The following is a 24831-nucleotide window of genomic DNA, read 5'->3' as shown; positions in this document are numbered from 1 at the left end:
AAGCTCTCAGCCTGTACGCTTAACACTGGCAAGCTCCTTCTTGCTCCTACGCTGCCACATCCCTTTTACGGAACACAATCCATGATACCGCCATGAAAATAACATAATACACAGCCAGGACGGCAATCGCGAACCACAGCGTCGCTCCTCCGGGACCGGTATCCGACACCACATAATTGCTAAGATTCATATGGGCAAAAATCAGATAGTTCGCCCACTCATACCGGTCAGGGTTGAAGATGGCGATAAAGATATCCTTGGTGAACATGATCGACAGCGACAGCACAATCGCCAGACCACTGGAACGGAACACGCTGGAGATCATGAAGGCAATGGCTGCTGTCAGGAACAGCTCAATGTAGCTGCACAGAATCAGCATGAAGACATATTCCCCTTGCCCCCAGCCCATCACCATGTCCCCGGTATTCCCTGCATTTGAGGAAGAGAAAATGAAGGCGGAGCCATAGCCGAATAGGATCAGCACGCCTGTGCTGACAAGACTGAAGATGACCAGCGAAATATATTTCGAGAGCAGAATCTTGGAGCGGCTCCAAGGGCGGATCAGCAGCAGCTTAATCGTTCCCCAGGTGAACTCGCCAGCTACAGAGTCGGCAGCCACTAAAGCTGTGAAGATGGTATTCAGGAAAAATGCGATGGTTACGGTGGTCCGGAAGCTGTCCCATAACCCGACTACATTACTCCCGTTCGTGGTGAAATGAATTAGCGCCGGAAACAGCGCGCTCATCAGTGCCAGCAGAACCAGCATAATCCATGTCCGCAGACGTCTGAATATTTTGATATTCTCATTATGTATGAGAGAAGCGAACTCACCCAATGCCTTCACCTCCTGTAATTTCCAAGAATTGATCTTCAAGCGAACGGGACAACGCCTTGATACTGTAGACCTTAATCCCGGCAGCTACCAGCTTGGCATTCAGCTCGGCAATCTCCTCCCGAACCGCCTCTACCGCTATTCCGCCTTCCATGATCACGCCTTGGCCGATCTGCGCCAATGCAGCCTCAGGATTATCTACCTCGAAGAAGGTCTGGCTTACCGGTACCGCTGCATCCCCGACCGTCTTAAGCTGCTTCACGTCGATCAGGCGGCCGTTCTGGATAATCGCCACACTATCGCACATCAGCTCCATCTCAGACAGCAGGTGACTGGAAACAAACACGGTTGTCCCCTCGCTCTGGCACAGCTTGCGCAGATAATCACGCAGCTCGCGGATACCCTGCGGGTCCAGTCCGTTGGTCGGCTCATCCAGAATCAGCAGCTTCGGGCGGTGCAGCAGCGCCTGGGCCACACCCAGCCGCTGGCGCATCCCCAAGGAATAGGTCTTGACCCGGTCATTGATGCGTTGGCTAAGTCCTACCAACTCCACTACTTCATTGATGCGCTCTTTGGTCACGCCAGGCACCATGCGGGCGTACTGGCGAAGATTCTGGTATCCGGTAAGGAACTTGTACATTTCGGGATTCTCTACGATGGCCCCCACGTTGGCTATGGCCTCTTCAAAATGGTCCTTGATGCTTCGTCCGCAGATCAGGATATCCCCGCGGCTAATGGAGATAAGTCCTACCATCATACGGATGGTAGTGGTTTTACCGGCTCCGTTCGGCCCGAGGAATCCGAAGATTTGCCCGGGTGGAATGTCGAGTGTCAAGTCGCTGATCAGCGTTTTGGAGCCGATCTTTTTGGTGACTCCTATCAGGCTGGCTACGGGCTTCACCACTTCTGCCGTATTCGGCATAACTTCACTTCCTTTCGTCGGTTTGGTGTGAAACGGGCCTTGCGCTTTCGGATAAGGTGCTTTCATAGCAGAACTGAAGAGAAGCTAATGTAGATGTTAGCCGTAACTGCGGTGAACATTTGGATTTCCGGCCGCTGTTGTCACCAGATTTCTTGATTTAATCCGCTCGCCAGCGGTTGAAATCCGCTGACTGCTGATGCTTCCGAAGCGAGCTTTCCTGCGGAAAGCTTTCAGGCGGACGCTACCGCTCCTCCAGTTCCAAATTTCCCCTCCGTTATTCTCATCTTATTCTTGTCTTTTTCAGTTCAAACTATTATTAACCTTATCATTGCATCAACAACCCATTTTCAACCATTTATATATTTTACCACACCTTCCCTTTTCCCTGAAATTAGGAAAGAAATGCAGTGAAAGCCAGTGGAAACGGCTTGGCACAAAATCATCCTACCGCATGAACGGGATCGCACAATGTATGCTGTTTTTCGCATACATTCGAAACATGCGCCTACGTGCGAGTGCAATGTATGCTGTTTTTCGCATACATTCGGACCATGCGCCTGTGTGCGAGCACAATGTATGCTGTTTTTCGCATACATTCGGGCCATGCGCCTGCGTGCGAGTGCAATAATCGGCCAGCGTGGGGCGTGTGGGCGGAATGTAATCGAAAAACCGATTACATTGGGCCAGCGCGGGGCGTATGAGTGAAATGTAATCGAAAAACCGATTACATTGGGCCAGCGCGGGGCGTGTGGGCGGAATGTAATCGAAAAACCGATTACATTGGGCCAGCGCGGGGCGTATGAGTGAAATGTAATCGAAAAACCGATTACATTGGGCCAGCGCGGGGCGTATGAGTGAAATGCTCCACAGCCCCCTAATGAAGTTGGAGTCCTCCCCCACAAAAATGTAGACTAGAGATAGGAGGAGGAGGAACGGTATGGGACACTTAACAGGAACAAGAGAGAAGGCAGCGCAAGAGGTGTTATCTGGCATTAAGGCGGCGGTGGTTGCCCGAAAGTATGGGGTGACTCCGTCCACGGTGAATCAGTGGGTGAGGGATTACCGGGAAGCCCATGGAGAACAAGATCATCCGTACCCCCAGGAGCAGGTAGAGGAACTGAAGCGCCTGGTAGAGGTCGAGCAGAAATATGAGAAGGCGGTCAAGATGCTCGGTGAAAAGGAGTTAGAGATTGAGATTCTGCGTGAACTGCTAAAAAAGCCAACCCCTGCTTATCCGAAAAAATCGAGGTAGCCGAGATGTTCATTAAGCAGGGATATTCCGCAGCGTTGGTACTACGTCTCATCGGGCTCGCAGAGTCCACGTACTACGACCGTAAGAAACGCAAGTCACAGGATGCACAGGCCGTACTCCAGGGGCGCGGAAGACCCGTACCCGGCTACTCTCTGACCGAGTCTGGAGCGAAAATTAGCGACGAGGAAATCCAGGAATGGCTGCTGGAATTAATCGCTGGAGAAGAGCACGTGTACGGATACAAACTGCTGGCCAAGTGCTTGTGGAACCAGCACCGTTTAAAGCTCAATCACAAGAAAAGTTACCGGCTGTGTCAGGCGCTGGATATCCTGCAGCCGCAGCGTCACAAGCGTTTTAAGCATCCCCGGAAGCTGCCGGAGAACCGGGTCATTACCGGAGCAGGCCAGCTCTGGCAAATGGACATTAAGTACGGGTACGTGGCGGGCCGCGACCGGCATTTCTTTGTCCTGAGCATTATCGATGTGTTTACCCGTGTCATCGTCGGCTACCACCGCGGATCGTCGTGTGAGGCCAAGCACGCCTGCCAGACGCTGGGACGCGCCATGGAGCAACACTGCGCCCCTGACAGCGCACGCCCGGTGATCCGCACCGACAACGGCCCACAGTTTGTCAGCCACCTGTTTGGCGACATGTGTGAAAGCTGGGAAATGACCCATGAACGCATTCCGCCTCGAACGCCGGATTTAAACGCTTTTATTGAATCGTTCCACAGTAATATCGATCGGGATTTGTTCCGCAAAGAGGCATTCGACACGTTCGAAGAGGCCTATGAAGCGGTGGACCGGTACATGGACTTTTACAACAACCGCAGAATGCATACGAGCCTTCGGAACATGCCGCCAGCTACGTTTGCGGAGTGGGTCCTGACCCAAGAAGACCGCTCCCGCTTCTTCTGGCCGAGAGAAAAAGCGAAATAAAGAGCATTTCTACGACAAGTACCGATTTGATACGGAGGACTCCGGGATAAGGGGGTCGCACCGAATGTAATCGAAAAACCGATTACATTGGGCCAGCGCGGGCCCCGTGTACCGGATACTTACTGTTTTCGCATACATTTGCCCCGTTATGCTTACTTTATCACCATCAGAGGAGACCCTAATTTCCTGTAAGAAAAACCTAAGAGGCCACCTCTTTCCATATAGGAAAGAGGTGGCCTCTTGAATTGACAATGCGCTCCGTTAATGCAGAAGCACATCACTTATGAAATGTAGAATATTAACCGCCCACACGCGCAAGCTCGCGCATATTGGCTTCAAAAGCAGCCATAAGCGCAGCTTCACCAGTCAGGCCGTTCTGCTCCACCTTACGGATCTGCTCCAGCATCCGTTTGTAATCCTTCGGAATCACACGGGCAAATCTCGGCAGAGCCTCATCCCATGAATCCAGAATCGCCCGGCCCGCATTACTGTCTGTATGCTGGGTATGGCGGCTGATCATAGCATGCAGCTCGGCGATTTCGTCCGCTTCCTCTACACGCTCCAGCAGTACCATCTCCAGGTTACAGCGTTTGATGAAGGTATTGTCAGGATCGTAGACATAAGCGATACCGCCCGACATCCCTGCTGCAAAGTTACGGCCCGTTGTACCCAGTACAACGACACGGCCGCCGGTCATGTATTCGCAGCCGTGGTCACCCACGCCTTCAACAACTACATTGGCCCCGGAGTTGCGGACTGCGAACCGCTCACCGGCAATGCCGCTCACGTAAGCTTCGCCGCCGGTCGCTCCATACAGCGCCGTATTTCCGATGATGATATTCTCTTCTGCCGCGAAGGTGGCCTTGCGTGAAGGCCGGATAATCAGCTTGCCTCCGGACAGCCCTTTGCCGACATAGTCATTCGAGTCGCCTTCAACGGTAATGGTGATCCCCTTTGGTACGAATGCGCCCAGACTCTGTCCCGCTGATCCGGTGAAATGCAGCCGGATCGTATCATCCGGCAATCCGGCTGCGCCGTATTTGCGCGTCAGCTCACTACCGAGAATCGTACCTACGGCACGGTTCACGTTCGTGATCGGCAGGGAGGCTTCCACTGCCGTACCGGATTCAAGCGCAGGTGCAGCAATATCCAGCAGATGGGTCATATCCAGGGTCTCTTCCAGACCGTGGTTCTGGAACTTGCTGCGGAAGCGTGTGCTTCCTTCCGGCATAGCCGGAATGTGCAGCAGGCTGCTCAGATCGACGCCCTTCTTCTTCCAGTGTGTGGATGCCTTAACCGCATCCAGGCAATCGGTACGGCCGACCATCTCTTCAATCGTCCGGAAGCCCAGCTCTGCCATAATCTCGCGCAGGTCCTGTGCCACGAAGGTCATGAAGTTCACCACATGCTGCGGATCACCCATGAAGTTCTTGCGAAGCTCAGGGTTCTGCGTAGCTACGCCCACCGGACAGGTGTCCATCTGGCATACACGCATCATGATACAGCCTACGGCTACCAGCGGTGCAGTAGCGAATCCGTATTCTTCAGCACCCAGCAGAACGGCTACCGCGAGGTCGCGCCCGCTAAGCATCTTGCCGTCCGTCTCAAGCACGACACGGTCGCGCAGATTGTTCAGCATCAGCGTCTGATGGGTCTCCGCCAGGCCCAGCTCCCAAGGCAGTCCGGCATGACGGATGGAGTTCATCGGCGAAGCGCCGGTACCGCCGTCGTAACCGCTGATCAGGATAATATCAGCGCGTCCCTTCGCCACACCTGCGGCGATGGTGCCCACACCAACCTCAGAGACGAGCTTCACGTTAATACTCGCACGCGGATTAGCATTCTTCAGATCATAGATCAGCTCGGCCAGATCCTCAATGGAATAGATATCATGATGCGGCGGCGGCGAGATCAGTCCCACGCCTGCCGTTGAACCGCGGACCTCAGCAACCCAAGGGTAAACCTTGCGGCCCGGAAGCTGTCCGCCTTCACCCGGCTTCGCGCCCTGTGCCATCTTGATCTGAATCTCGTCGGCATTCACCAGATAGTTCGAGGTAACGCCGAACCGTCCCGAAGCAACCTGCTTGATCGCACTGCGGCGGGAATCGCCGTTAGCATCGGTAAGGAAGCGCGCCGGATCTTCTCCGCCTTCACCGGTGTTGCTCTTGCCGCCGATGCGGTTCATGGCAATGGCCAGCGTCTCATGTGCTTCCTTGCTGATCGAGCCGAAGGACATGGCACCGGTCTTGAAGCGTTTCATGATCGATTCAGCCGATTCTACCTCATCCAGCGATACAGGAGCACCTACGCTCTTGAACTGCAGCATCGAGCGCAGCGTCTGGTGCTTCTCGCTTTCGCCCTGAACGAGCGCCGCATATTTCTTATACATCTCATAATCACCGCTGCGCACGGAGTGCTGAAGCAGATGAATAGTCTGCGGGTTGAACAGATGCTCTTCCCCGTCACTGCGCCACTGGTATTCACCGCCGGAATCCAGCACCATATCGTTGCCGTCTTTGTCGGTGAAGGCGCGGTAATGACTGGCAAGCGCTTCTTGTGCCACTTCCGCAAGGCCAATCCCGCCGATCCGTGAAGGCGTCCAGGTGAAGTAACGGTCTACGAACTCGGAATTCAGCCCGACTGCTTCAAAGATCTGCGCCCCGCGATAAGACTGAATCGTGGAGATTCCCATTTTGGACAGAATTTTGACCACGCTCTTCGTAGCTGCCTTGATATAGTTCTTCACAGCCTTCTCATGCGAGATTCCGCGGAGCAGCCCTTGGCTGATCATGTCATCCAGACTCTCGAAGGCCAGGTAAGGATTGACCGCACTTACACCATAACCCAGCAGAAGCGCATAATGATGAACTTCACGCGGTTCTCCGGATTCCAGCAGAATGCTGACCTTGGTGCGGGTTCCCGAGCGGATCAGATGGTGATGCAGGCTGGAGACTGCCAGAAGCGCCGGAATTGCCGCATTCTCGCGGTCCACACCCCGGTCGGAGAGAATAAGAATATTATGGCCCTTGCCCATGACGCGGTCTGCCGCCTCATTCATCCGGTCAAGCGCGATTCTGAGCCCCTCTGCTCCCAGCTCTGCCGGGAAGAGAATCGGAATGGACATCGACTTGAAGCCCGCACGGCGGACATGACGGATTTTGGCAAAATCCTCGTTCGAGAGAATCGGAGAATCCAGCGAGATCTGCCGGCAGCTCTCCGGTTCTGCCTTCAACAGGTTGCGTTCAGGTCCGATCGTAGTCGCTGTGGAAGTTACCAGCTCTTCACGGATGGCATCAATCGGCGGGTTAGTGACCTGGGCGAACATCTGCTTGAAGTAATTGTACAGGCGCTGCGGACGGTCTGATAACACGGCCAGCGGTGAATCATAACCCATGGAGCCGACAGCTTCGGCGCCTGTGGAGGCCATGGGCTCCAGCACCTTGCGCAGATCCTCGAAGGTATAACCGAAGGACTGCTGCAGCTGCTGCACATTATCATGCTTCGGATTCGGCAGCTCCGGTGCATCCGGGAGCTGGTCGAGGCCGATCAGATGCTCATCCAGCCACTCTTGATAAGGCTGCTCGGAGGCGATTTCGGCTTTTACCTCTTCGTCCGAGATAATCCGGCCCTGCTTCGTATCCACGAGTAGCATGCGGCCCGGTCTCAGCCGGTCTTTGTATAGAACATCTTCTGCCGGAATGTCGAGGACACCCGCTTCAGAGGAGAGAATAATCAGATCATCTTTGGTGACATAGTATCGCGCAGGACGCAGGCCGTTACGGTCGAGGATGGCCCCGATCTGCACGCCGTCGGTAAAGCCCATTGCGGCAGGCCCGTCCCACGGTTCCATCAGGGTGCTATGGTATTCATAGAAGGCTTTCTTCTTCTCGTCCATGCTGTCATGATTGCTCCAAGGCTCAGGAACCATCATCATCGCCACATGGGGCAGGGAGCGTCCGCTCAGGTAGAGGAATTCAAAGGTATTATCGAACATGGCTGTATCGGAGCCGTCCGGATTCACCACCGGCTTAACCTTGCTGATGTCTTCTCCGAACTTCTCGCTCTTGAACAGCGACTGGCGCGCATGCATCCAGTTCACATTGCCGCGAAGGGTGTTAATTTCACCGTTGTGAATCATGAAGCGGTAAGGGTGGGCACGTTCCCAGCTCGGGAAGGTGTTGGTGCTGAAGCGGGAGTGGACCAGCGCAATCGCTGATTCCAGCGTTTCTTCCTGGAGGTCCAGATAGAATTGTCCTACCTGTACGGTAGTGAGCATGCCTTTGTATACGATCTTCTTGCAGGAAAGACTCGGCACATAGAAGGATTCGCCCTCTTCTGCCCCGCCGTAGCGGATGGCCAGCTCTGCCCGTTTGCGGATCACATACAGCTTGCGTTCGAAGGACAGATCATCCTTGATTCCCTCCGAGCGGCCGATAAATACCTGGCGTACATATGGCTTCGCAGCCTTGGCTGTCTTGCCGAGCATTTCGTCAAAGGTCGGGACATCGCGGTAACCGAGTACCTGCTGACCCTCTTCCGCGATAATCTCGCTCAGGAGCGCCTCATGGCTGGCCCGGATCTCGTCGTTATGAGACAGAAAGATCATGCCCACGCCATAATGGCCCGGTTCCGGAAGCTCAAAGCCCAGCTTCGCGGCTTCACCGGCAAAGAAACGGTGGGGAATCTGCAGCATAATGCCGGCTCCGTCTCCAGAGTTCGGCTCGCTTCCCTGGCCTCCCCGGTGCTCCATATTGAAAAGCATAGTCAGCGCATTGCTGACAATATCATGGGACGGCTTGCCTTTAATATGCGCGACAAATCCCATGCCGCAAGCGTCTTTTTCGAACTGGGGATCATAAAGGCCCTGTTTGCCGGGCAGTTCAGTGTGTCTCATCACATGCAACCTCTCTATTATAAAGTAGACGGAATTCCAGGAAAATTTTTCAGCGGAAAATCTTAATAATTATTCAGGCAGAATTGGTGTTATTATTTTATCATCGAGCTGACATGAGCGCAATTTAAACTTTTTTATGAGCTTGATTAACATTTGCTTTTGCATTGCAGCTTTAGCGAATAAAAGCGTAAAAAAACTGTCGAATGTATAATTATGCATAAATGGCGAATAAGCGCTTATGCATTGAAAGCGTTTCAATCATTTTCCCGCACTGAAAACGGCACTTTCTTTAGCTATTTATATTTATGAATAAACCAAAAGCGCCCCCTTAGGAGACGCTTTTGGTTCGTATGTTTTACAAAGAATATTGTTGATTTATACAGTCAAAACTTGTTCACTTTTCAGCACAGCTTCATTGCCGCGGTCACGGGTCATGAAGTAGGTGAAGGTAAGGGCCAGGAAGATTATTCCATAAGCGCCAAGCGTTCCTGCATCGGCCCACATGGATCCGAAGTCTCCAGTAGAGATTACTGCCTTGAAGCCTTTGACACTGTAAGTCATCGGCAGCAGCGGATTAAAGAACTTCATCCAGTTAGGAATCAGCTCCAGCGGGAAGGTTCCTGCGCTTGTAGTCAACTGGAAGATCAGAATCAGAATGACTACGAAGCGGCCCGGCTGATCCAGCCAAGTAACAATCGCTTGAATCATCCACATGAAGGCCAGGCTGGTAATGAAAGAGAAGGCGTAGAACAAGGGTACATTCTGTACTTCAAGTCCGAGACCATACAAGACAATCAGGACAGCCAGCAGTGCCTGAAGCACACTCATCATGGAGAACGTAAGGGTACGGCTCATGAACCGGTTGAACCGGCTGGCTCCAATGACTTCGGAATCACGCATAGGGATAACAATCGTACAGATCAGAGCACCTACGAACAATCCGAGGGACAGGAAGTAAGGAGCGAATCCTGTACCGTAGTTAGGCACCTTGTTAACTTTCACTTCTTCGATCTGTACCGGCTGGGCGAACATGGATACCAGCCCGTCGGTCTTGTTCACCGATTTGGTCTGCGCTGCCGCATCGCCCAGTTTGCTTGCCAGCTCACCGGAGCCTGTCTTCAGCTCATCGAGGCCATCCTTCAGCTGCCCTGCTCCGTCACTCAGCTTCTTCGAGCCATCGGCTACCGAGCTAAGGCCGCTACCAAGCTTGCCTGCGCCAGCCAGCAGCTTCGTGGTGCCGGCTTCAAGCGCCTTGCCGCCGTCAGCCAGCTTCACGCCGCCCGCAGCAGCTTCGTCCAGCTTCGCGCCGAACTGCTTCATGCCTGCGGTCAGCTTCGCGCCGCCGTTCTCCAGTGCAGCTGCTCCGGCTGCCAGCTGATTCTGGCCATCCAGCAGCTGCGAACTGCCTGCGTAGAGCTTCTGCGCTCCGTCATGCAGCTGGCCTACACCTGCATCCAGCTGCTGTGAACCGCTGTGCAGCTGCTTTGCTCCCTGCAACAGCTGCTCTTGGCCGCTGTTCAAGGCCGCAGCTCCGTTCAGGAGCTGCTGTTGACCCTGGTCCAGCTGCTCCGTGCCCGCAGCTACTGCTGCGCTTGCTGCCAGCAGCTTCTGCACCTCAGGGCTTGCTGCAAGCGTCGGATTCGACTTCGCCAGCGCCTGCAGACCATCAGCTACAGCCTTGGCTCCGGCTGCTGTCTTGGCACTTCCGTCCTTCGAAGCCGTAAGTCCGGCTTCAAGCTTAGCACTGCCCTCGGCGGAGGAAGATAATCCGGCCGCAAGCTTCTCGCTGCCGTCTACAACCGCCTTCGTACCTGTCTGCAGCTTCTCGGTACCGACTACAGCCGACTGGGTTCCGGCCTGTAGCGAAGCCGTTCCGGCTGCCGTCTTCTGCAGCCCGGCATTCAGCTGCTTGCTGCCCGCTGCCGACTGCGTCACACCATCCTGCAGCTGCTTATGTGCTGCGGATAACTGCTGCAGACCTCCGGCCAGCGTGCTCGTGCCGGTTTTGAGTGCGGCTGCTCCGTTATTGAGATCACTCACGCCCTGGGTAAGCGGCGCTACACCATCCAGCAGCTTGCCGGTGCCTTCGGTCAGGACAACCAGATTGTCCTTCAGCTTCAGAGCGCCGTCATCGAGCTTAGTGGCGCCGTCTGCGATTTTGGTCGCACCGTCTCCGGCTTCGCCCAGACCGTTTGCGATGGTGGTGATTTTATCAAACACAGAACTGGTATAAGCTTCCGTAATCTTGGCGGATACCTTGCTCTTCATATCCTTCACTGCTGTGCCGCCAATCTGGCCTGCCAGGAAGTTATAGCCTTCATTCGGCTCGTAGATGATCTTGGCCGGCTGCGGATCTGCATCCAGCAGTGTAGTGGCCTTAGCCGAGAAGTCTTCCGGAACCACAATCGCCATATAATAGGTATTGTCCGCAAGCCCGGCTTCCGCCTGCTCCCGGCTGACGAAATTCCACTTGAACCCGTCCGTCTTCTTCAGCTCCGTGACCAGATCTGCTCCGGCGGTCAGCTTGGTGCCTTCATAATCAGCACCCTTATCCTGGTTGACAACCGCTACCGGAAGCTCGTTCATTTTACCGTAAGGGTCCCAGAATGCTTTCAGGAACAATCCGCTGTACAGAACAGGAATAAATAGAATGGCGAACATGGAAATACGCATCTTGGGATTCTTGAATACCGCGCCAAGATCCTTCATAAACACGGATAAAGATTTCATTCTGGTTCTCTCCTTATGATCATATGCTCTCTCTTGAAAAATACGGTGACTTGCTTTGAAATGATAGTTTCGTGAATGTTACAGTAACACCAGATGACTGTTTTCCCCATTCGGTCAATCAAGAGCAAAAAAAATGGGTCTATCCTAATTCAGTACCATCCGCCTCAGCCCATCCATTCCATTCAGGGAAAGCGCAGCAGTGCGAAACGCCATCCCTATACCGGACTTAACTTCTACTGTGACAGCCCCTCTGCCAAAAACAGATGAAAATAATGCTTGATCTGTTCTTTGGTCAACGGCACATGTACCTTGCTCAGTTCAGCAGTAAGCGCGATATATAGCCTGAACATTACCACCGACACAATCTGGGGATCGCAGGGTTTGATTTCCCCTTGACGAATGGCCTGCTCCACCTCCCGTTCCAGATATTCAAGCACCACACTCTCGATCTTGTCGAGCCCTTCACCAGCCTGCGGCGTTCCGAAGTCCAGACTCTCCTGGGACAGCTTGATGAATAGCTCGTGTTCGCTTCGAAATTCCAGCAGGGCATCCAGCACACGGTGCAGATTATCAAAAAACGGCTTATCACGCCTAATCTCCCGCTCGGCGATCATTTTCATCTCGATGATGACGTCCCGCAGGATTTCATCAAATAACTGTTCCTTGTTCGTAAAAAAGGTGTAAATCGTCCCTTTGCCGACATTGGCAATCTTGGCGACCTGATCCATCGTTGTTGCCTTATACCCGAATAATGAAAAAGACTTCGTCGCCGCCTGAAGCACCTGCTGCCTTCGATCTACCACAGCCATTCATACACTCCCTTTCCTGAAGGATCGTCTGTAACTCCCGTTCTGACCAATTTACTAATCCGGTCACTCGGTCAAGACCAACTTTATCACTTTGCCTATGTCTTTGCAATACTTTTGCTAAATTTTTTTATTTTATTGCAGTGTTTTAACTTTCTATTTACGTCTTATTTGTATAATGTGAGAAAAGAAGCAAAATCCCTAGTATAATATTAGGAGAAGCATGTACGCGAGTAACCGCAGACGGACTTATGAAGCTATCTAACAAACCTACCTATAATGGAAAGTTGCAGGTGAACTTATGCGAAAGAAAAGAGTACTGCTGTTTTCGGAAGGCTTCGGCACGGGCCATACAGGGGCAGCCTATGCTCTGGCTGAAGGAATACGACTGCTGAACCCTGATGTTCAGTGCCGGGTCTTCGAGCTCGGAAAATTCCTGAATCCTACGGTCGCTCCTTGGATTCTTTCCGCTTACCGCAAAACTGTCAGCAGCCAGCCGAAGCTGGTCGGCATGATGTATAAGACCCAATATCATAAATCACTGAACCGGTTGACTAAGCTGGCCCTTCACCGGATTTTTTATACCCATGCCTCTCAGGTCATTGAGCAGCTGCGGCCGGATCTGATTATCTGTACTCATCCGATTCCTGCTGCGGTCATCTCCAGACTCAAGCGCCAGGGTCTTGATGTGCCGTTCTATACGCTGATTACAGATTATGATGCCCACGGCAGCTGGGTGAATGCGGAAGCCAACCGGTATCTGGTATCGACCTCCAGGGTCAAATCCATTCTTACGGGACGCGGCGTACCCTCCGAGCTGGTAACGGTGACCGGGATTCCCGTGCATCCGAAGTTCTGGGAGTCCCAGGGTAAGACCAAGCTGCGGAAGGAGCTGGGGCTCGCTGACATCCCGACTGCGCTTATTATGGGCGGCGGCTGGGGCCTGATGTTCGGCAAGGATATTATGAACTCGCTCACTGCCCGGATCAATGAGATCCAGCTTATCTTCTGTATGGGCAGCAACGACAAGGCTATAGCCAAAATGCAGGCCAACCCCCTGCTCAACCATCCCAACGTAAGGATTCTTGGGTACAGCAGCGAGATCAACAAGCTGATGGATGCCTCGGATCTGCTGATCACGAAGCCCGGCGGAATGACCTGCACGGAAGGCCAGGCCAAAGGTATTCCCATGCTGTTCTATAACGCCATCCCCGGCCAGGAAGAGAAGAACAGCCAGTATTTCGTCGAGCTGGGGCTCGCCGAGATGCTTGATCCGGGCGTCGTGGACAAATGGTTCTCCATGCTCCTGAGCGAATATGCCGGATTCGGAGGACCGAAGAAGCGCAAAAGCTCTCCGGACCTCCAGCAGCCGCAGCACTGCGCCACCACCATTCTTAAGATGCTAGGCAAGCCAGCTGCAGAAGCCGTCTTCTCCGAGGCGTGGAGCGCCCCTCCGCCCAAGGTACGGGGAGAAGAAGCCGTCTATGTCACACCATAAGCCCTTATCCTGATATTCATACGAAGGTGCAAAAGAACCTCCAGCCCATAGAAATGGGGCTGGAGGTTCTTTTCGCTCCGCGGACCTGACAAGGCATCGGAGTCAGCAGTACGGTTGTGTCTTCCGGCTGCGTCAAATAGCTGTAACTGAATAGACGTATAGCGTCTGGTGTATAAGATCTTTTTGTTTACGGAAGAATCCTTATTTATAAAAGGTATGATTGCCGATGGTCTTGGCGAGTGTCCGTGAATGATGCACGGTCAGATCCTGTGCCAGCGTCAGCGACAGGAAAAAATAGGTGTCATCCGTAACTTCTTTGACCCCCATAAGCGCTGCGTTCACAGCCTTAATACTGTCCGCATTGGGCTTCACGCGTTTAAGACGCCCGTTTGCCACAGGACTGAACTGCCTTTTTTGATAAATGACTTCTCTGATAGTGTCGGGAAAATTGGCTGACCGCAGCCGGTTTAGAACAACGTTGGCAACTGCCACCTTGCCCTTGTACGGTTCGCCTTCTGCCTCTGCCATGACGATTTTTTGCAGCAGATGCAGGTCTTCTCCGGATACGGCGTAGCTCCAGGTAGCTTCAGCTTGCTGCTCCTTGGGTAGTAGCTTGGTCCGGGAGAAGAACAATGTTGCGGGGGGATGTTGCTGAGTTACAGCCTTGCTTGGTTTCACACTCTTCGTCCCCGTTGCCGCGATCTTCAGCGCTTGCGCCGCTGGCGGCGATGCTTTCACCACAGTTACCTTAGGCTTAGTCACAATGGAAGCCGGCTTAGCCGCACTCTTGTGCTGCAGCTTCTCGGGACTTATCCATCCTGCACTCACCGTGCGGGTCCAGGTATGGACCGGCTTGGCAGCTGTGGTGTAGAGCATGGGTGTACTATTTTCGGCTGAATGGCTTGTCCTGTGCAGGACGGATGCGGCTTGCGGAATAAGCTGCTCTACCGATTGATGGCTTGCAGAGTTAAGCTTACCTATTTCTATTACATTCTCCCCGGTAGCAGCAGTTCCTTCGGGGTTCATCAAACTTATCGCTGAGAAAGACACTAGGATTACACCAACCAGCAGCGCAATATAGCGGCTCTGTTTGAAAATCAACATGTTTTACCTCCTATTTTACGGCACATTCCTATTGTATGTAACCGAAAATGGAAGCTTTGAAAACTTTCTTGTCGATTTTATATTTAGAAAAATGTAAATTTTTCAGTCATTTCATACATAGGAATGGCATGCATCCTGGTAGCATACACCACAAAAGCATCTACCGTCCAGCCTATGTCTGGAAGTACTTGGTCTGAGGGGTGCTTCTCCATCCGTAAATTTTCCAGCCGCTCCAGCGTAAACGGATCTTCTCCGCGATATTTGCGGGCCACAGTCAAATGGGGATTGTACGTTCGCATCTCAGGAGTATATCCTAGGGGAAGTGTCGCTGAAACCACCTTTTGCTGCAGCTCCAAGAGCGGCTCCAATTCGCCGGTAACCCCCGCCCAGAGCACTCTTGGCGAATCTGGAAGACCGAAGGTGCCCCATTCACCGAGCTTCAATTGAAAGCCTTTGCTTGAGCGTGCAACCTTCCATAGTGCCTCACAGAGAGCTGGAATAGTTTCCCTGGGAGTATCTCCAAGAAATTGAAGCGTAATATGGAAATCTTTAAAATGTGTCCATCTGGCAAATTTAAGTCCGGACGACACATGGGCAGACTCATTTTTCAAATATTCAAGCAGCCTATCAGGCAACGGCACCGCAACGAACAGGCGCTCTACTTCTTGCTCCGGGTCCAAATGGTTCATACGAATTTCACCTTTCCAGGCAGATTTGTTATGCTTATCTATACTTATCGTCCATTTCTCTACTGAAATGTAGAACAGGAGGGAACCATCATGACTAAATCCATCGTTTGTATGCAGCAGCTCTCCTCTGCTCAACAGGAGCTGATCCGCGCCGCTGCACCAGAGTACACACTTACCCTGGGAGATTCCAGAAACCCTGATCTGGAGCTGCTCGCCGGCGCAGAGATTATTATCGGCTGGGGCAAAGGCATCCGTGACACCGTACTGCGCCAGGGCTCGCCGCTCCGCTGGGTACAAGCCTGGTCCGCCGGAGTAGAGAAGCTTCCGCTGGAAGCCATGAAAGAGCGCGAAATTCTGCTGACGAACGCCAGCGGTGTGCATGCGCAGCCGATTACTGCAGTCATCCTCAGCTTCATGCTGATGTTCACACGTAACATGCACACGGCCATCCGTAACCAGCAGAACCGCCGCTGGCACTCGGACGGGCAGGAGAGCGAGCTGACCGGCAAGACGATCGTCATCGCCGGAACCGGAGCGATCGGCAGCGAGACCGCCAGAATCGCCCAGGCCTTCCGGATGAAGACAATCGGCGTCAGCCGCTCCGGGCGTCCGGTGGAGGGCTTCGACCAGATCTTCACCACCGGGGAACTGAAGGACTCCGTCCGCGGAGCGGACTTCGTGGTCAACACGCTGCCGCTCACCGACGAAACCCGCGGCCTGTTCGATGCTGAAGTCTTCTCTGCCTGCAAGCGGGGGGCATACTATATTAATATTGGCCGCGGCGTGACCACTCATACGGACGATCTGATCGCTGCACTGAATAGCGGCCAGCTGGCCGGAGCGGGCCTTGATGTCTTTGAGACCGAGCCGCTGCCGGAAGACCACCCCCTATGGGACATGGAGCAGGTCATCATCACCCCTCACTGTGCCGGGGTGACCGACCGCTATGCCGACCGGGTAGTCGATATCTTCGTGCAGAACATGAAAGCCTACCTGGATACCGGCAAACCTTCACGCAACCTGGTAGACTACAGCCGCCAGTATTAGGTTGCTTGCAGAGCTGAGCTGGCGGGTGGCGGTTTAGCGGACTATTGGGATTGCAGGCTGCGTGTTGGTGGGTGGACAAGTCGTGGTTGGTTGGCCGTAGCTTGGTGGATTGACTCACAGTTTAGAGTTCTAACGGTCCCTTGCGGCCAAATGTTGCACATATTGCAACTCGGGTATACCCAATTTGGGCTGTTCGAGCGGAATGTTGCAGGAAATGCAGGAATTATCCTGTTCATCTGCCAACTGGATAAGAATTGCTGACATTTGTACAACAATCTCTCAATTCACCTCATATTGATCAGGTAAATGTTGCAAATTGTGCAGGATTCCAAGCGGACTCATTAGCACCAACACCAACATCAGCATCAGCACCAGCACCAGCACCAGCACCAACATCAGCACCAGCACCAGCATCAGCACCAACATCAGCACCAACACCAGCACCAACACCAGCACCAGCACCAACACCAGCACCAGCACCAGCATCAGCACCAGCACCAACACCAACATCAGCACCAACACCAGCAACAGCACCACATGTCGATAAATGCTCAGCTCGTTCAACTCTTTTAACTAATTTCAGCAATTCAGCAATTCAGTTCATTCAGTGATTCACGAATTCACGCATAATAAAGAGCCTCTGCTGAACTAAGCAGAGGCTCTTTATATACTTCCATCCCTCAATAGATTGAACTTGAAATTTCCCCATTAGGGAGCAGTGGCGGAAGAGAAGTTTGGAACTGTAGGAGCGACAGCGTCCGCCTTTGTTCCCGGATTTCAACCGCTGCTGCGGTTCAATCCAAGAAATCCGGGAACAACAGCGGCCGGAAGTCCAAACATTCTCTGCAGTCACGGCGTATCCCTAATCCCCGAAATTTTACCACTTCAATCTATCCCCCTCACACCTTAAATCGGCTTACCGACTCCCGAAGCTCCGTAAGCAGCAGCTTCAGCTCCGCGATGCCGTTAGCCACAGCGGTGGTTGAGCTGAGCTGCTCATGTGCAGAAGCAGAGGTCTCTTCGACACCTGCCGCGGATTCCTGGGAGAGTGCCGAGATATGCTGGCTGAACTCGTTCATGGTCTCGCTGGCACCGGTCATTTGCTGCAGGTCCTGGCCCATCTCGTCGATGGTCACGGCCATCATGCGGACCGAGCTGTTGATCTCAGCCAGGGCATCACCGGTCTCGACAATCTGCCGGCTGCCTTGCTCCGTCTTCACTACTCCGCCGCGCAGCTGCTCTACCATGGTTCTGGAGTCGAGCTGGATGCCCTGCGTAATCTCTGTAATCTCCGAGACCGTCCGCTGCACATCCTCTGACAGCTTCCGTACTTCCTGTGCGACAACGGCGAAGCCGCGTCCGCTGTCACCGGCCCGTGCCGCTTCAATCGCAGCATTGATCGCCAGCAGATGAGTCTGCTCCGAGATGCTCCGGATGGCCCCCACCAGATGGAAGATGCCTTCATTCTTGCGGTTCAGCTCTTCTACCGTATCCATGGACTGCGAGACCGCATCGGCAATCTCGTTCATCTGCGCTACGGAGCTTTCCATAAGTGCCCGGCCCTTTTCACCCTTTTGCCGTACCTGCTCGGAATGATTGGAGAGATCCGTGCCTTTGCCGGCAAAATTCTCAATTAACGTATTTAGCTCCTCCACCGCCTTGGAGGCATCCACCGCTGCTTCGGCCTGGCTTCCGGAGGCTGTGGCCAGCTCTTCCATCGTCAGCGCGATTTGGCTGCTGCCTTCCTTCGTATCGGCAATTCGATGCATCAGCTCATCGCCCTGCTCCGAAATAATAGTGGATACATTTCGGATCTGGCTGACCATTTCGAGCAGCGTACGGTTCGTTTCATTCACGGTCTTGGCGAGCAGGCCAATCTCGTCCTTGTTGCGGATCAGCGTCTCTTCCGCCGTCAGATCCCCGCTGGAGATCTGCTGCAGCTGCGCAGTTACCCTTTTCAGCGGATTGATGATCGTTCTGCGGATAACCGTGTTCGTCAAGCCGATCACCAGAAGCGCAGCCAGCACAGTCACGATATTTAAAGTGACTGAGGTATTAAAAATTTTCGCAGAGATTTCACCCTCATTCTCAGCATCCTTCTGACTGTGTGCTACCAGCGCATCCAGATCCACCTGCATGGAATTAAAAGCGTCAATTCCCTTCTGCGATACCTCCAGAGCTAATTTCTCGTCATTGGAGCTGCTGAGCAGGATCGCCTGATTGTTGACCGTCAGGAACTCGCCCCATTTCCCGACGAGCGACTGTAATTGCTTCAGCTCCTGGTCTCCTTTCAGATTGGCTTTATATTCCTTAAAGGTATCCGACACTTTACGGATGAATTCGGACCGTTCTTCCGCAAGGGCGTTTTTGTCCGCACTGTCAGTACTCAGGATATGCTGCAGGCTGAGTGCCATAACATGCTCTGTCAGGTAATTGACATTATGAATTTTATTCAACTCGGGGATGATGTGATTAATGATTTTTTCGGTATTATTCTGCATGCCGTTCATTTGATAGAGAGATACCCCGCCGCTGATCAGAACGAATACAGCCAGAGCCGCATAACCGGAAGCGATCTTGAAGCCAATGCTTTTTCCGCCGCTGGACAGCTTCGCCTGCTGCTTCTTGCCTGCTCTCTTTCTCCCTTTTCCTAACAAATTCTTCAGTCGCTGACCTATACCCACACCTGTGTGCCCCCTTGATAATGTCTGGATGTTTACACCATTTTCCATCTGATTACATTTATTTTCATAAAAAAAGCAAAAAAAAAATAGGTTATATGTACTATGTCGGCAGCAGACGATTAAAAATTTACATGTTTCTCCCGATGTAAGGTTTTACCTGCCAGCCCAAAGGGCTGACAGATAAAGTTCCTACTATAACAAGCTTAATCCAGATCGTATATCGAACCGACCTTCAGTCCGTACAGCTCATTGTAGATTTTCTCGGCAAAAGCGTCCGTCATTCCGGCAATATAATCCGTCACCATATGCTCCCAGGTCCAGATCGGTCTGGCCGACTTCTGGTCCTTCTCGAACCGCTGCAGCCAGTCCGAAGGGATGATACTCCGGGATGTCTCGGGATCAAGGAAGGCCTCCCACAGCCGCCGCAGTATCCACTCGCTCCGTTTCTGCAGACGCTGCACGCGCAAATCGCGGATCATCGTTACCCAGGCGAAGCTTTTGAGCACACTGACGGTCCGCAGCATGTCCTCATCCTCCCTGCCTTCCTTAATGAAGGTAACCTTCTTCCAGTCCCCGTCCCCGATCACGCCTAGGCTCGCGACGAAGGTACTGACCCAATAGGCCTTGACTTCACGGCGGGTGCGGGAATAGTCATTCTCACAGGTAGGCATCTTCTCCTTCCACACCCGCAGGAACGAACTCAGCACCTCCTCCACCTTGAAGCGGATCGCAGACTTGTTCCAGCCGGACCAAAAGGCATCCTCAAGCGTGGTGATTTTCTCGACAATCAGCCGCTGGATATAATCGTCATGCATGAAATGCTCATGCACCTCAATCTTCCCGGCTTTGATGCCGTCCTCCAGGTCATGCGCCGAATAAGCAATATCGTCACACAGGTCCATCAGCTGCGCTTCCAGCGTTTTTTTGCCGGCCGGAATTCCCCACTGGGTGCGGATCTCGTGGATATACTCCCATTCGTGCAGATACATCCCCTTCTTCAGCACCGTCCCGGGAAAAGGATATTTGTTAATCCCCAGCAGCACCGCATCCGAGAGGTTCAGGCCGTCGATATTCTCGCGCTTCTCCAGGAACATAATCAGGCGGAAGTTATGGGCGTTGCCTTCAAAATGCTCATATTTGCGCTTCATGCTCTCATGAATCGTCTGCTGCTGAACGGGTCCTGCCCCGGACTTAGCTACCGCCTCCACCGTCTTGCGGGTAACCAGCTTCTCCAGCAGGTTGTCCAGCACCTCTTCTCCCTTATGCCCGAACGGGGGATGTCCGAAGTCATGGGCGATTGCCGCGCATTCCACGACCTCGGGATCAATGACCAGACCCGGATTCTCCGCAGCTCCTGTCTCTACTTCCGGGTAAGAACGCAGCAGACTCTTGGCCGCTTCACGGGCAATCTGCGCTACCTCCAGCGAGTGGGTCAGGCGCGTCCGGTAGTAATCCCCGGTTCCGGCTCCGAACACCTGGGATTTGCCCTGCAGCCGCCGGAAGGTCGGCGAATGGATCAGACGCGAATAGTCGCGTTCATATGCGGCTCTGGAGGTCTCCAGCTTCGTGATTTCGGGATATTGTCTATGCTCTCTTTGTTCAATCAGTGTCATCTCCGCTGCCCCTATTCCTTGATCTGTATTTAGTAACTTATTATAAGTCATTTCCGCCGGAACTTTCACTCTAAAATGCAAATCGCCCTGCGGGCTGTTATAAATGCATAGCATCCAAGGGGGATAGAGCATTCTAAGACTTAAGCAGCAGGAACCGCTTATAAAAACAAGTGTGGAGTGAATCTGAGAGCCATGAGAACAGCCACCCGAATGACCGCCGCAGTTCTTGCAGCACTGGCGCTGATGCATAGCCCCTCCGATCTGGCCCTGGGCAGTCCGAATAAGGCAAAAAACCGCTACTACTATGAGGAGCGCGGAGATATGATCTGGGAAGTGCGCACCAGCCAGAAGGTGATTGCGCTGACCTTCGATGACGGTCCGGACCCCCTGGAGACGGACAGCATTCTGGAGGTGCTGCATGAGTACGATGCGAAATGCACGTTTTTTGCGATTGGCAAGCGGATCGCCGCATATCCCGATGTCGCCAGACGCGTAATTAATGAAGGACATGAGCTGGCAAACCATACCTATAACCATGTCTACTTCAAAAAGCCGGTCTCCGGGAAGCAGATTCAGGAGGAGCTCGCGCTGACAGAGCAGGAAATTATGAAGATATCCGGCAGGCACAGCAGCCTGTTCAGACCGCCGGGCGGAATGTATGACGAGACCCTGATCGATGTGTCCAACAGCATGGGCCTGAAGCCCGTACTGTGGTCCTGGCATCAGGACACCCGCGACTGGAACCGCCCCGGCGTCTGGAACATCTCAAGCCGGGTCATCCGCAATGCCAAGAGCGGCGATATTGTCCTCTTCCACGACCATGTCCACGGGCCGTCTCAGACGAAGGAAGCGCTGAAGATTATTCTGCCTGAGCTGAAGAAGCAGGGCTTCCGGTTCGTGACCGTCTCGGAGCTGATTGAGTTATCCGATGTACAGCAGGCGAAGACGGACCGGCATATAACCTATTAGGGGGCCTCCCCGGATTGCACAGGTTCACAAAATAAGGTAGTCTTGAGCATAATAAGGCTATCCTAATAAGGCTATTTGTGAATCTGCCAGTCCATCCCCCAGGAGGGTACAATATATGACCGAGAATACTTCCTATACAACCGAGGAAATCGCCCGGCTGCTCAAAATCTCCAAGCTCAAGGTCTATGATCTCATTAAAAAGGGCGAGCTGCCCTCTTACCGTGTCGGCAAGCAGATGCGCGTTGACCTCTCCGACCTGGAGAAATACAAGCAGAATTCCCGCAACAGCGGGGCCTATGCGAATCCGCTGCCCGGGAGCGGGCTGACTGAAGCTGCACTGCCGCAGGCACAGCCATCGCAGCAGGCAGGCCTCCCGTTCGCCGCCCCTTATCAGGCCTTCGCCTCCCCGCCGCCGCACAGCTTGAAGAGCAGCGGTGTAAATGTAGTCATTACCGGGCAGGATATGTCGCTTGATATTCTGGCAACCCATCTGGAGCGGACTCTGCCCTCCACCCGTCCGCTCCGTTCCTATGCGGGCAGTCTGGACAGCCTCATTGCCATGTATCAGGGTGAATCAGATATTGTAAGTACCCATCTGCTGGACGGCGACAGCGGCGAATATAATCTGCCCTATATCCGCAAGCTGCTCGTGGGCTTCTCTTATATAGTAGTGCATCTGCTGACGCGTAGCGCAGGCTTCTATGTGCAGAAGGGTAATCCGCTGGGCATCCGCAGCTGGGGAGACCTCCGGCAGGACGGAGTGACGCTGATCAACCGTGAGCGCGGCTCCGGCGCCCGGGTGCTGCTGGATGAGCAGCTGCGTCTTCATGGTATTCCATCGTCCCGCCTGAACGGATACTCTAATGAAGAGAACAGTCATCTGGCAGTAGCCAGCCTGGTGGCGAGAGGCGGGGCGGATGTGGGCATCGGCACCGAGAAAGCGGCCAAAATCATTGACGGCATCGACTTCATTCCCCTGATCCGCGAGCGCTACGATCTGGTCATGGTGAAGAAGCCGGAGAATGAAGTCTGGATTAACGCGATTCTGGAAATTCTGCGCTCGGAAGCGTTCCGCAGTGAGCTAAGCTCGATTCACAGCTATGACCTGAGTGAGACGGGGGATATTATTTACGAGACTTAAAAGGATCTGCTATTTTTTTCCGGCCGGACGAGGAGGTACGCATGTTATCCACAATACAGCAGACAGCATTCAGGCTGGAGCGCTTGTTTTTTTCAAGCGTACACAGCTATTTCGGAAGATTTGCAGAGGGGGAGTCTTTGCCCCGAAGGATCCTTCACCATCATGCTTTGTGTTATGTTACAGAAGGTAAAGGGCAGATTATCCTAAACGGGAGGCTGCTTACGGCGAATAAAGGAGACTTCTTTTTGTTGTTGCCCGAAACTTCGGTGGAAGGCAAAGCGCTGACGACAGAACCGCTGCGTTATATGATCATTTTCTTCTCCTGTATCCAGCTTCGTAAAAATCGCAGGCAACAGCAGCTCCACCCTCCGGAATTTCCAATTAGCGGGAAGCTTGAAGCTTCCGCCCATCCACAGGCTGCAGAGATCACCAGCCAAATGGCCTCCTTTCACCGTACCCGTGACCCGGAGGATATCATGCACGCCAAACACCGGCTGCAGCTGCTGCTCGCGATGCTCCTTCAACCAAGTAAGCGTATTGTGCAGGACAAGGCTGTAGGGATGGACATTGTGCTTGCCCACATGAAGAACAACTACAACCAAGAGCTTAAAGTTGGGCAACTGGCTCTAATGGCGGGCTTAAGCACCAATCATTTTATCAGAGCGTTCAAGCAGCTTACAGAAAAGACACCTATGACTTATTTACTGGAGGAGCGGATAAAAAGAGCCAAGCAGCTGTTGTTCTCTTCTGAACGGGTCAAACAGATCGCCAAGGAAGTGGGCTATAAGGACGAGCATTATTTTAGCCGGGTGTTCAAAAAATCGGAAGGCGTGGCACCGGCAGGCTACCTCAAAAATAATCATATCCGTATTGCTGTTCTCTACTATGGTCTGGACGATTACCTGATGACACTTGGATTGACGCCAGTGGCTGCGCTGTCTTACCGGGAGCGGGTATCAAGAAATTACAGCCTCCCCCACTCCGGTATACAGGAGCAGGGCATTGTCCGCCTGAACGGTTCCCGGTTGAATTACGAGGAGCTGGCACGTCTGAAGCCTGATCTGATTATTGGGAGCGACCGCCTGTTACCAGGAGAGTTGCTGGAGTCCATCGCACCGACGGTTGTTCTTAAGCATACCGATAATGTGGAGCAGCAGTTGTCAAGGTTGTCCCGCATTCTGGGCAGAGAGCAGCAGGCAGATGACTGGATGAACCGCTACGCAGAGCAAAAGCACCTCCTTAGATCACAGCTGGAGGCACAGGATGTGCTGCCCACCGTTTCTTTTATCAGAGTCAGCTCTGAATTCTACCGCTTGTACGGCGCCTCTAATCAGACAGGAACTCTGCTATACCAGGATCTTGGACTGAGTCCGCCCCTCTCAACCCCTGAGCAGACTGAAGCAATGGATTTCGAGATTCATGAGCTTCCCGGGTATAACCCGGGAACCATCTTTTTGGCTGCGGACCCTACCCTGGAATCGAGACAACGTCTGGAAGCACTGCTCTCGTCCAGAGAATGGTCTTCACTGGATGCAGTGAAGCAATCCCGGGTGTTCGATGCCGGAGATCTGTTGTTCAAAACACTCGGACCCTCCGGCAGAAAGTGGGCCATGTCGTATGTTGCATCCCGGATTAGCAGGCCGGCCGATAGAATTATCCACGCCAACACAGGGTTATAATCCATTGATAAGTATGTATCGTTCTCCTATCAT

Annotated in this window: 17 protein-coding genes; 7 read left to right on the top strand and 10 right to left on the bottom strand. The window is 53.2% G+C overall.

Translation table 11 applies throughout. The annotated features are described in order from the left end of the window. Positions 1-46: 46 nt before the first annotated feature. Entirely contained in the window at positions 47-835 is a 789-nt protein-coding gene (locus tag NST04_RS27795) for an ABC transporter permease (protein ID WP_341187149.1), read from the bottom strand. Beyond that, complete coding sequence (locus NST04_RS27790) at positions 828-1754, bottom strand: ABC transporter ATP-binding protein (RefSeq protein WP_341187148.1); 927 nt, start codon at positions 1752-1754, stop codon at positions 828-830. The genes NST04_RS27795 and NST04_RS27790 overlap by 8 nt, the downstream gene beginning before the upstream one ends. A gap of 937 nt (positions 1755-2691) precedes the next feature. Between NST04_RS27790 and NST04_RS27785 the strand changes: the two genes are divergently transcribed. Both NST04_RS27785 and NST04_RS27780 read left to right on the top strand, forming a co-directional pair. Next, positions 2692-3006 (top strand): helix-turn-helix domain-containing protein, encoded by a 315-nt coding sequence (locus NST04_RS27785; RefSeq protein WP_340750738.1) that lies wholly within the window; start codon positions 2692-2694, stop codon positions 3004-3006. A 5-nt stretch (positions 3007-3011) separates the two neighbouring features. Beyond that, the gene (locus NST04_RS27780) at positions 3012-3944 is read left to right on the top strand and encodes an IS3 family transposase (RefSeq protein WP_340750729.1); all 933 of its coding nucleotides are present in this window, start codon (positions 3012-3014) and stop codon (positions 3942-3944) included. 298 nt (positions 3945-4242) lie between these two features. Here NST04_RS27780 and gltB read toward each other — a convergent pair whose 3' ends face one another. The 3 genes from gltB to NST04_RS27765 all read right to left on the bottom strand — a co-directional run bounded on the left by gltB (position 4243) and on the right by NST04_RS27765 (position 12377). Continuing rightward, the gene (gene gltB, locus NST04_RS27775; RefSeq protein ID WP_341187147.1) at positions 4243-8838 is read right to left on the bottom strand and encodes a glutamate synthase large subunit; all 4596 of its coding nucleotides are present in this window, start codon (positions 8836-8838) and stop codon (positions 4243-4245) included. 375 nt (positions 8839-9213) lie between these two features. Next, positions 9214-11568 carry a YhgE/Pip domain-containing protein gene (locus tag NST04_RS27770; RefSeq protein ID WP_341187146.1) on the bottom strand — a complete coding sequence of 785 codons (2355 nt, stop codon included), beginning with the start codon at positions 11566-11568 and terminating at the stop codon, positions 9214-9216. Positions 11569-11801: 233 nt separating this feature from the next. Further along, positions 11802-12377, bottom strand: a complete 576-nt coding sequence (locus NST04_RS27765) for a TetR/AcrR family transcriptional regulator (protein WP_036693681.1) — start codon at positions 12375-12377, stop codon at positions 11802-11804. Between the two features lie 298 nt (positions 12378-12675). Between NST04_RS27765 and NST04_RS27760 the strand changes: the two genes are divergently transcribed. Continuing rightward, positions 12676-13872, top strand: a complete 1197-nt coding sequence (locus tag NST04_RS27760; RefSeq protein WP_076157134.1) for an MGDG synthase family glycosyltransferase — start codon at positions 12676-12678, stop codon at positions 13870-13872. Between the two features lie 201 nt (positions 13873-14073). Here NST04_RS27760 and NST04_RS27755 read toward each other — a convergent pair whose 3' ends face one another. Continuing rightward, positions 14074-14976 (bottom strand): cell wall hydrolase, encoded by a 903-nt coding sequence (locus NST04_RS27755; RefSeq protein ID WP_341187145.1) that lies wholly within the window; start codon positions 14974-14976, stop codon positions 14074-14076. An 83-nt stretch (positions 14977-15059) separates the two neighbouring features. Next, positions 15060-15665: an RNA 2',3'-cyclic phosphodiesterase gene (thpR, locus tag NST04_RS27750; protein ID WP_341187144.1), complete on the bottom strand. Its 606-nt coding sequence runs from the start codon at positions 15663-15665 to the stop codon at positions 15060-15062. A gap of 90 nt (positions 15666-15755) precedes the next feature. On the opposite strand from thpR, the gene NST04_RS27745 reads away from it, so the two are divergent. Next, on the top strand, positions 15756-16712 hold the full coding sequence (locus NST04_RS27745; protein WP_341187143.1) for a D-2-hydroxyacid dehydrogenase: 957 nt from the start codon (positions 15756-15758) through the stop codon (positions 16710-16712). 279 nt (positions 16713-16991) lie between these two features. Here the strand turns inward: NST04_RS27745 and NST04_RS27740 are convergent, their stop codons facing one another. From NST04_RS27740 to NST04_RS27730, 3 genes are all read right to left on the bottom strand, one after another. Continuing rightward, entirely contained in the window at positions 16992-17276 is a 285-nt protein-coding gene (locus tag NST04_RS27740) for a hypothetical protein (RefSeq protein WP_341187142.1), read from the bottom strand. A 335-nt stretch (positions 17277-17611) separates the two neighbouring features. Next, a complete protein-coding gene (locus tag NST04_RS27735; protein ID WP_341187141.1) occupies positions 17612-19396 on the bottom strand; it encodes a methyl-accepting chemotaxis protein in 1785 nt (594 codons plus the stop codon). A 203-nt stretch (positions 19397-19599) separates the two neighbouring features. Further along, positions 19600-21009, bottom strand: a complete 1410-nt coding sequence (locus NST04_RS27730; protein ID WP_341187140.1) for a deoxyguanosinetriphosphate triphosphohydrolase family protein — start codon at positions 21007-21009, stop codon at positions 19600-19602. Positions 21010-21201: 192 nt separating this feature from the next. Between NST04_RS27730 and NST04_RS27725 the strand changes: the two genes are divergently transcribed. From NST04_RS27725 to NST04_RS27715, 3 genes are all read left to right on the top strand, one after another. Further along, the gene (locus NST04_RS27725; RefSeq protein ID WP_341187139.1) at positions 21202-21978 is read left to right on the top strand and encodes a polysaccharide deacetylase family protein; all 777 of its coding nucleotides are present in this window, start codon (positions 21202-21204) and stop codon (positions 21976-21978) included. Positions 21979-22093: 115 nt separating this feature from the next. After that, positions 22094-23119, top strand: coding sequence for a helix-turn-helix transcriptional regulator (locus NST04_RS27720; protein WP_341187138.1), 1026 nt, complete (start codon positions 22094-22096; stop codon positions 23117-23119). Positions 23120-23160: 41 nt separating this feature from the next. Next, positions 23161-24798 carry an ABC transporter substrate-binding protein gene (locus NST04_RS27715; protein ID WP_341187137.1) on the top strand — a complete coding sequence of 546 codons (1638 nt, stop codon included), beginning with the start codon at positions 23161-23163 and terminating at the stop codon, positions 24796-24798. Positions 24799-24831: the final 33 nt, after the last annotated feature.

The sequence above is a fragment of the Paenibacillus sp. FSL H7-0756 genome, assembly GCF_038006765.1.
Lineage (GTDB): Bacteria > Bacillota > Bacilli > Paenibacillales > Paenibacillaceae > Paenibacillus_AQ.
This window is presented reverse-complemented; position numbering and strand designations above follow the sequence as displayed.

What these genes read in the sequence shown, in the direction of transcription:
- NST04_RS27790 (WP_341187148.1), bottom strand. Translation starts at nt 1,754, where the DNA reads ATGCCGAATACGGCAGAAGTGGTGAAGCCCGTAGCCAGCCTGATAGGA.
- NST04_RS27785 (WP_340750738.1), top strand. Translation starts at nt 2,692, where the DNA reads ATGGGACACTTAACAGGAACAAGAGAGAAGGCAGCGCAAGAGGTGTTA.
- NST04_RS27780 (WP_340750729.1), top strand. Translation starts at nt 3,012, where the DNA reads ATGTTCATTAAGCAGGGATATTCCGCAGCGTTGGTACTACGTCTCATC.
- gltB (WP_341187147.1), bottom strand. Translation starts at nt 8,838, where the DNA reads ATGAGACACACTGAACTGCCCGGCAAACAGGGCCTTTATGATCCCCAG.
- NST04_RS27770 (WP_341187146.1), bottom strand. Translation starts at nt 11,568, where the DNA reads ATGAAATCTTTATCCGTGTTTATGAAGGATCTTGGCGCGGTATTCAAG.
- NST04_RS27765 (WP_036693681.1), bottom strand. Translation starts at nt 12,377, where the DNA reads ATGGCTGTGGTAGATCGAAGGCAGCAGGTGCTTCAGGCGGCGACGAAG.
- NST04_RS27760 (WP_076157134.1), top strand. Translation starts at nt 12,676, where the DNA reads ATGCGAAAGAAAAGAGTACTGCTGTTTTCGGAAGGCTTCGGCACGGGC.
- NST04_RS27755 (WP_341187145.1), bottom strand. Translation starts at nt 14,976, where the DNA reads ATGTTGATTTTCAAACAGAGCCGCTATATTGCGCTGCTGGTTGGTGTA.
- thpR (WP_341187144.1), bottom strand. Translation starts at nt 15,665, where the DNA reads ATGAACCATTTGGACCCGGAGCAAGAAGTAGAGCGCCTGTTCGTTGCG.
- NST04_RS27745 (WP_341187143.1), top strand. Translation starts at nt 15,756, where the DNA reads ATGACTAAATCCATCGTTTGTATGCAGCAGCTCTCCTCTGCTCAACAG.
- NST04_RS27730 (WP_341187140.1), bottom strand. Translation starts at nt 21,009, where the DNA reads ATGACACTGATTGAACAAAGAGAGCATAGACAATATCCCGAAATCACG.
- NST04_RS27725 (WP_341187139.1), top strand. Translation starts at nt 21,202, where the DNA reads ATGAGAACAGCCACCCGAATGACCGCCGCAGTTCTTGCAGCACTGGCG.
- NST04_RS27720 (WP_341187138.1), top strand. Translation starts at nt 22,094, where the DNA reads ATGACCGAGAATACTTCCTATACAACCGAGGAAATCGCCCGGCTGCTC.
- NST04_RS27715 (WP_341187137.1), top strand. Translation starts at nt 23,161, where the DNA reads ATGTTATCCACAATACAGCAGACAGCATTCAGGCTGGAGCGCTTGTTT.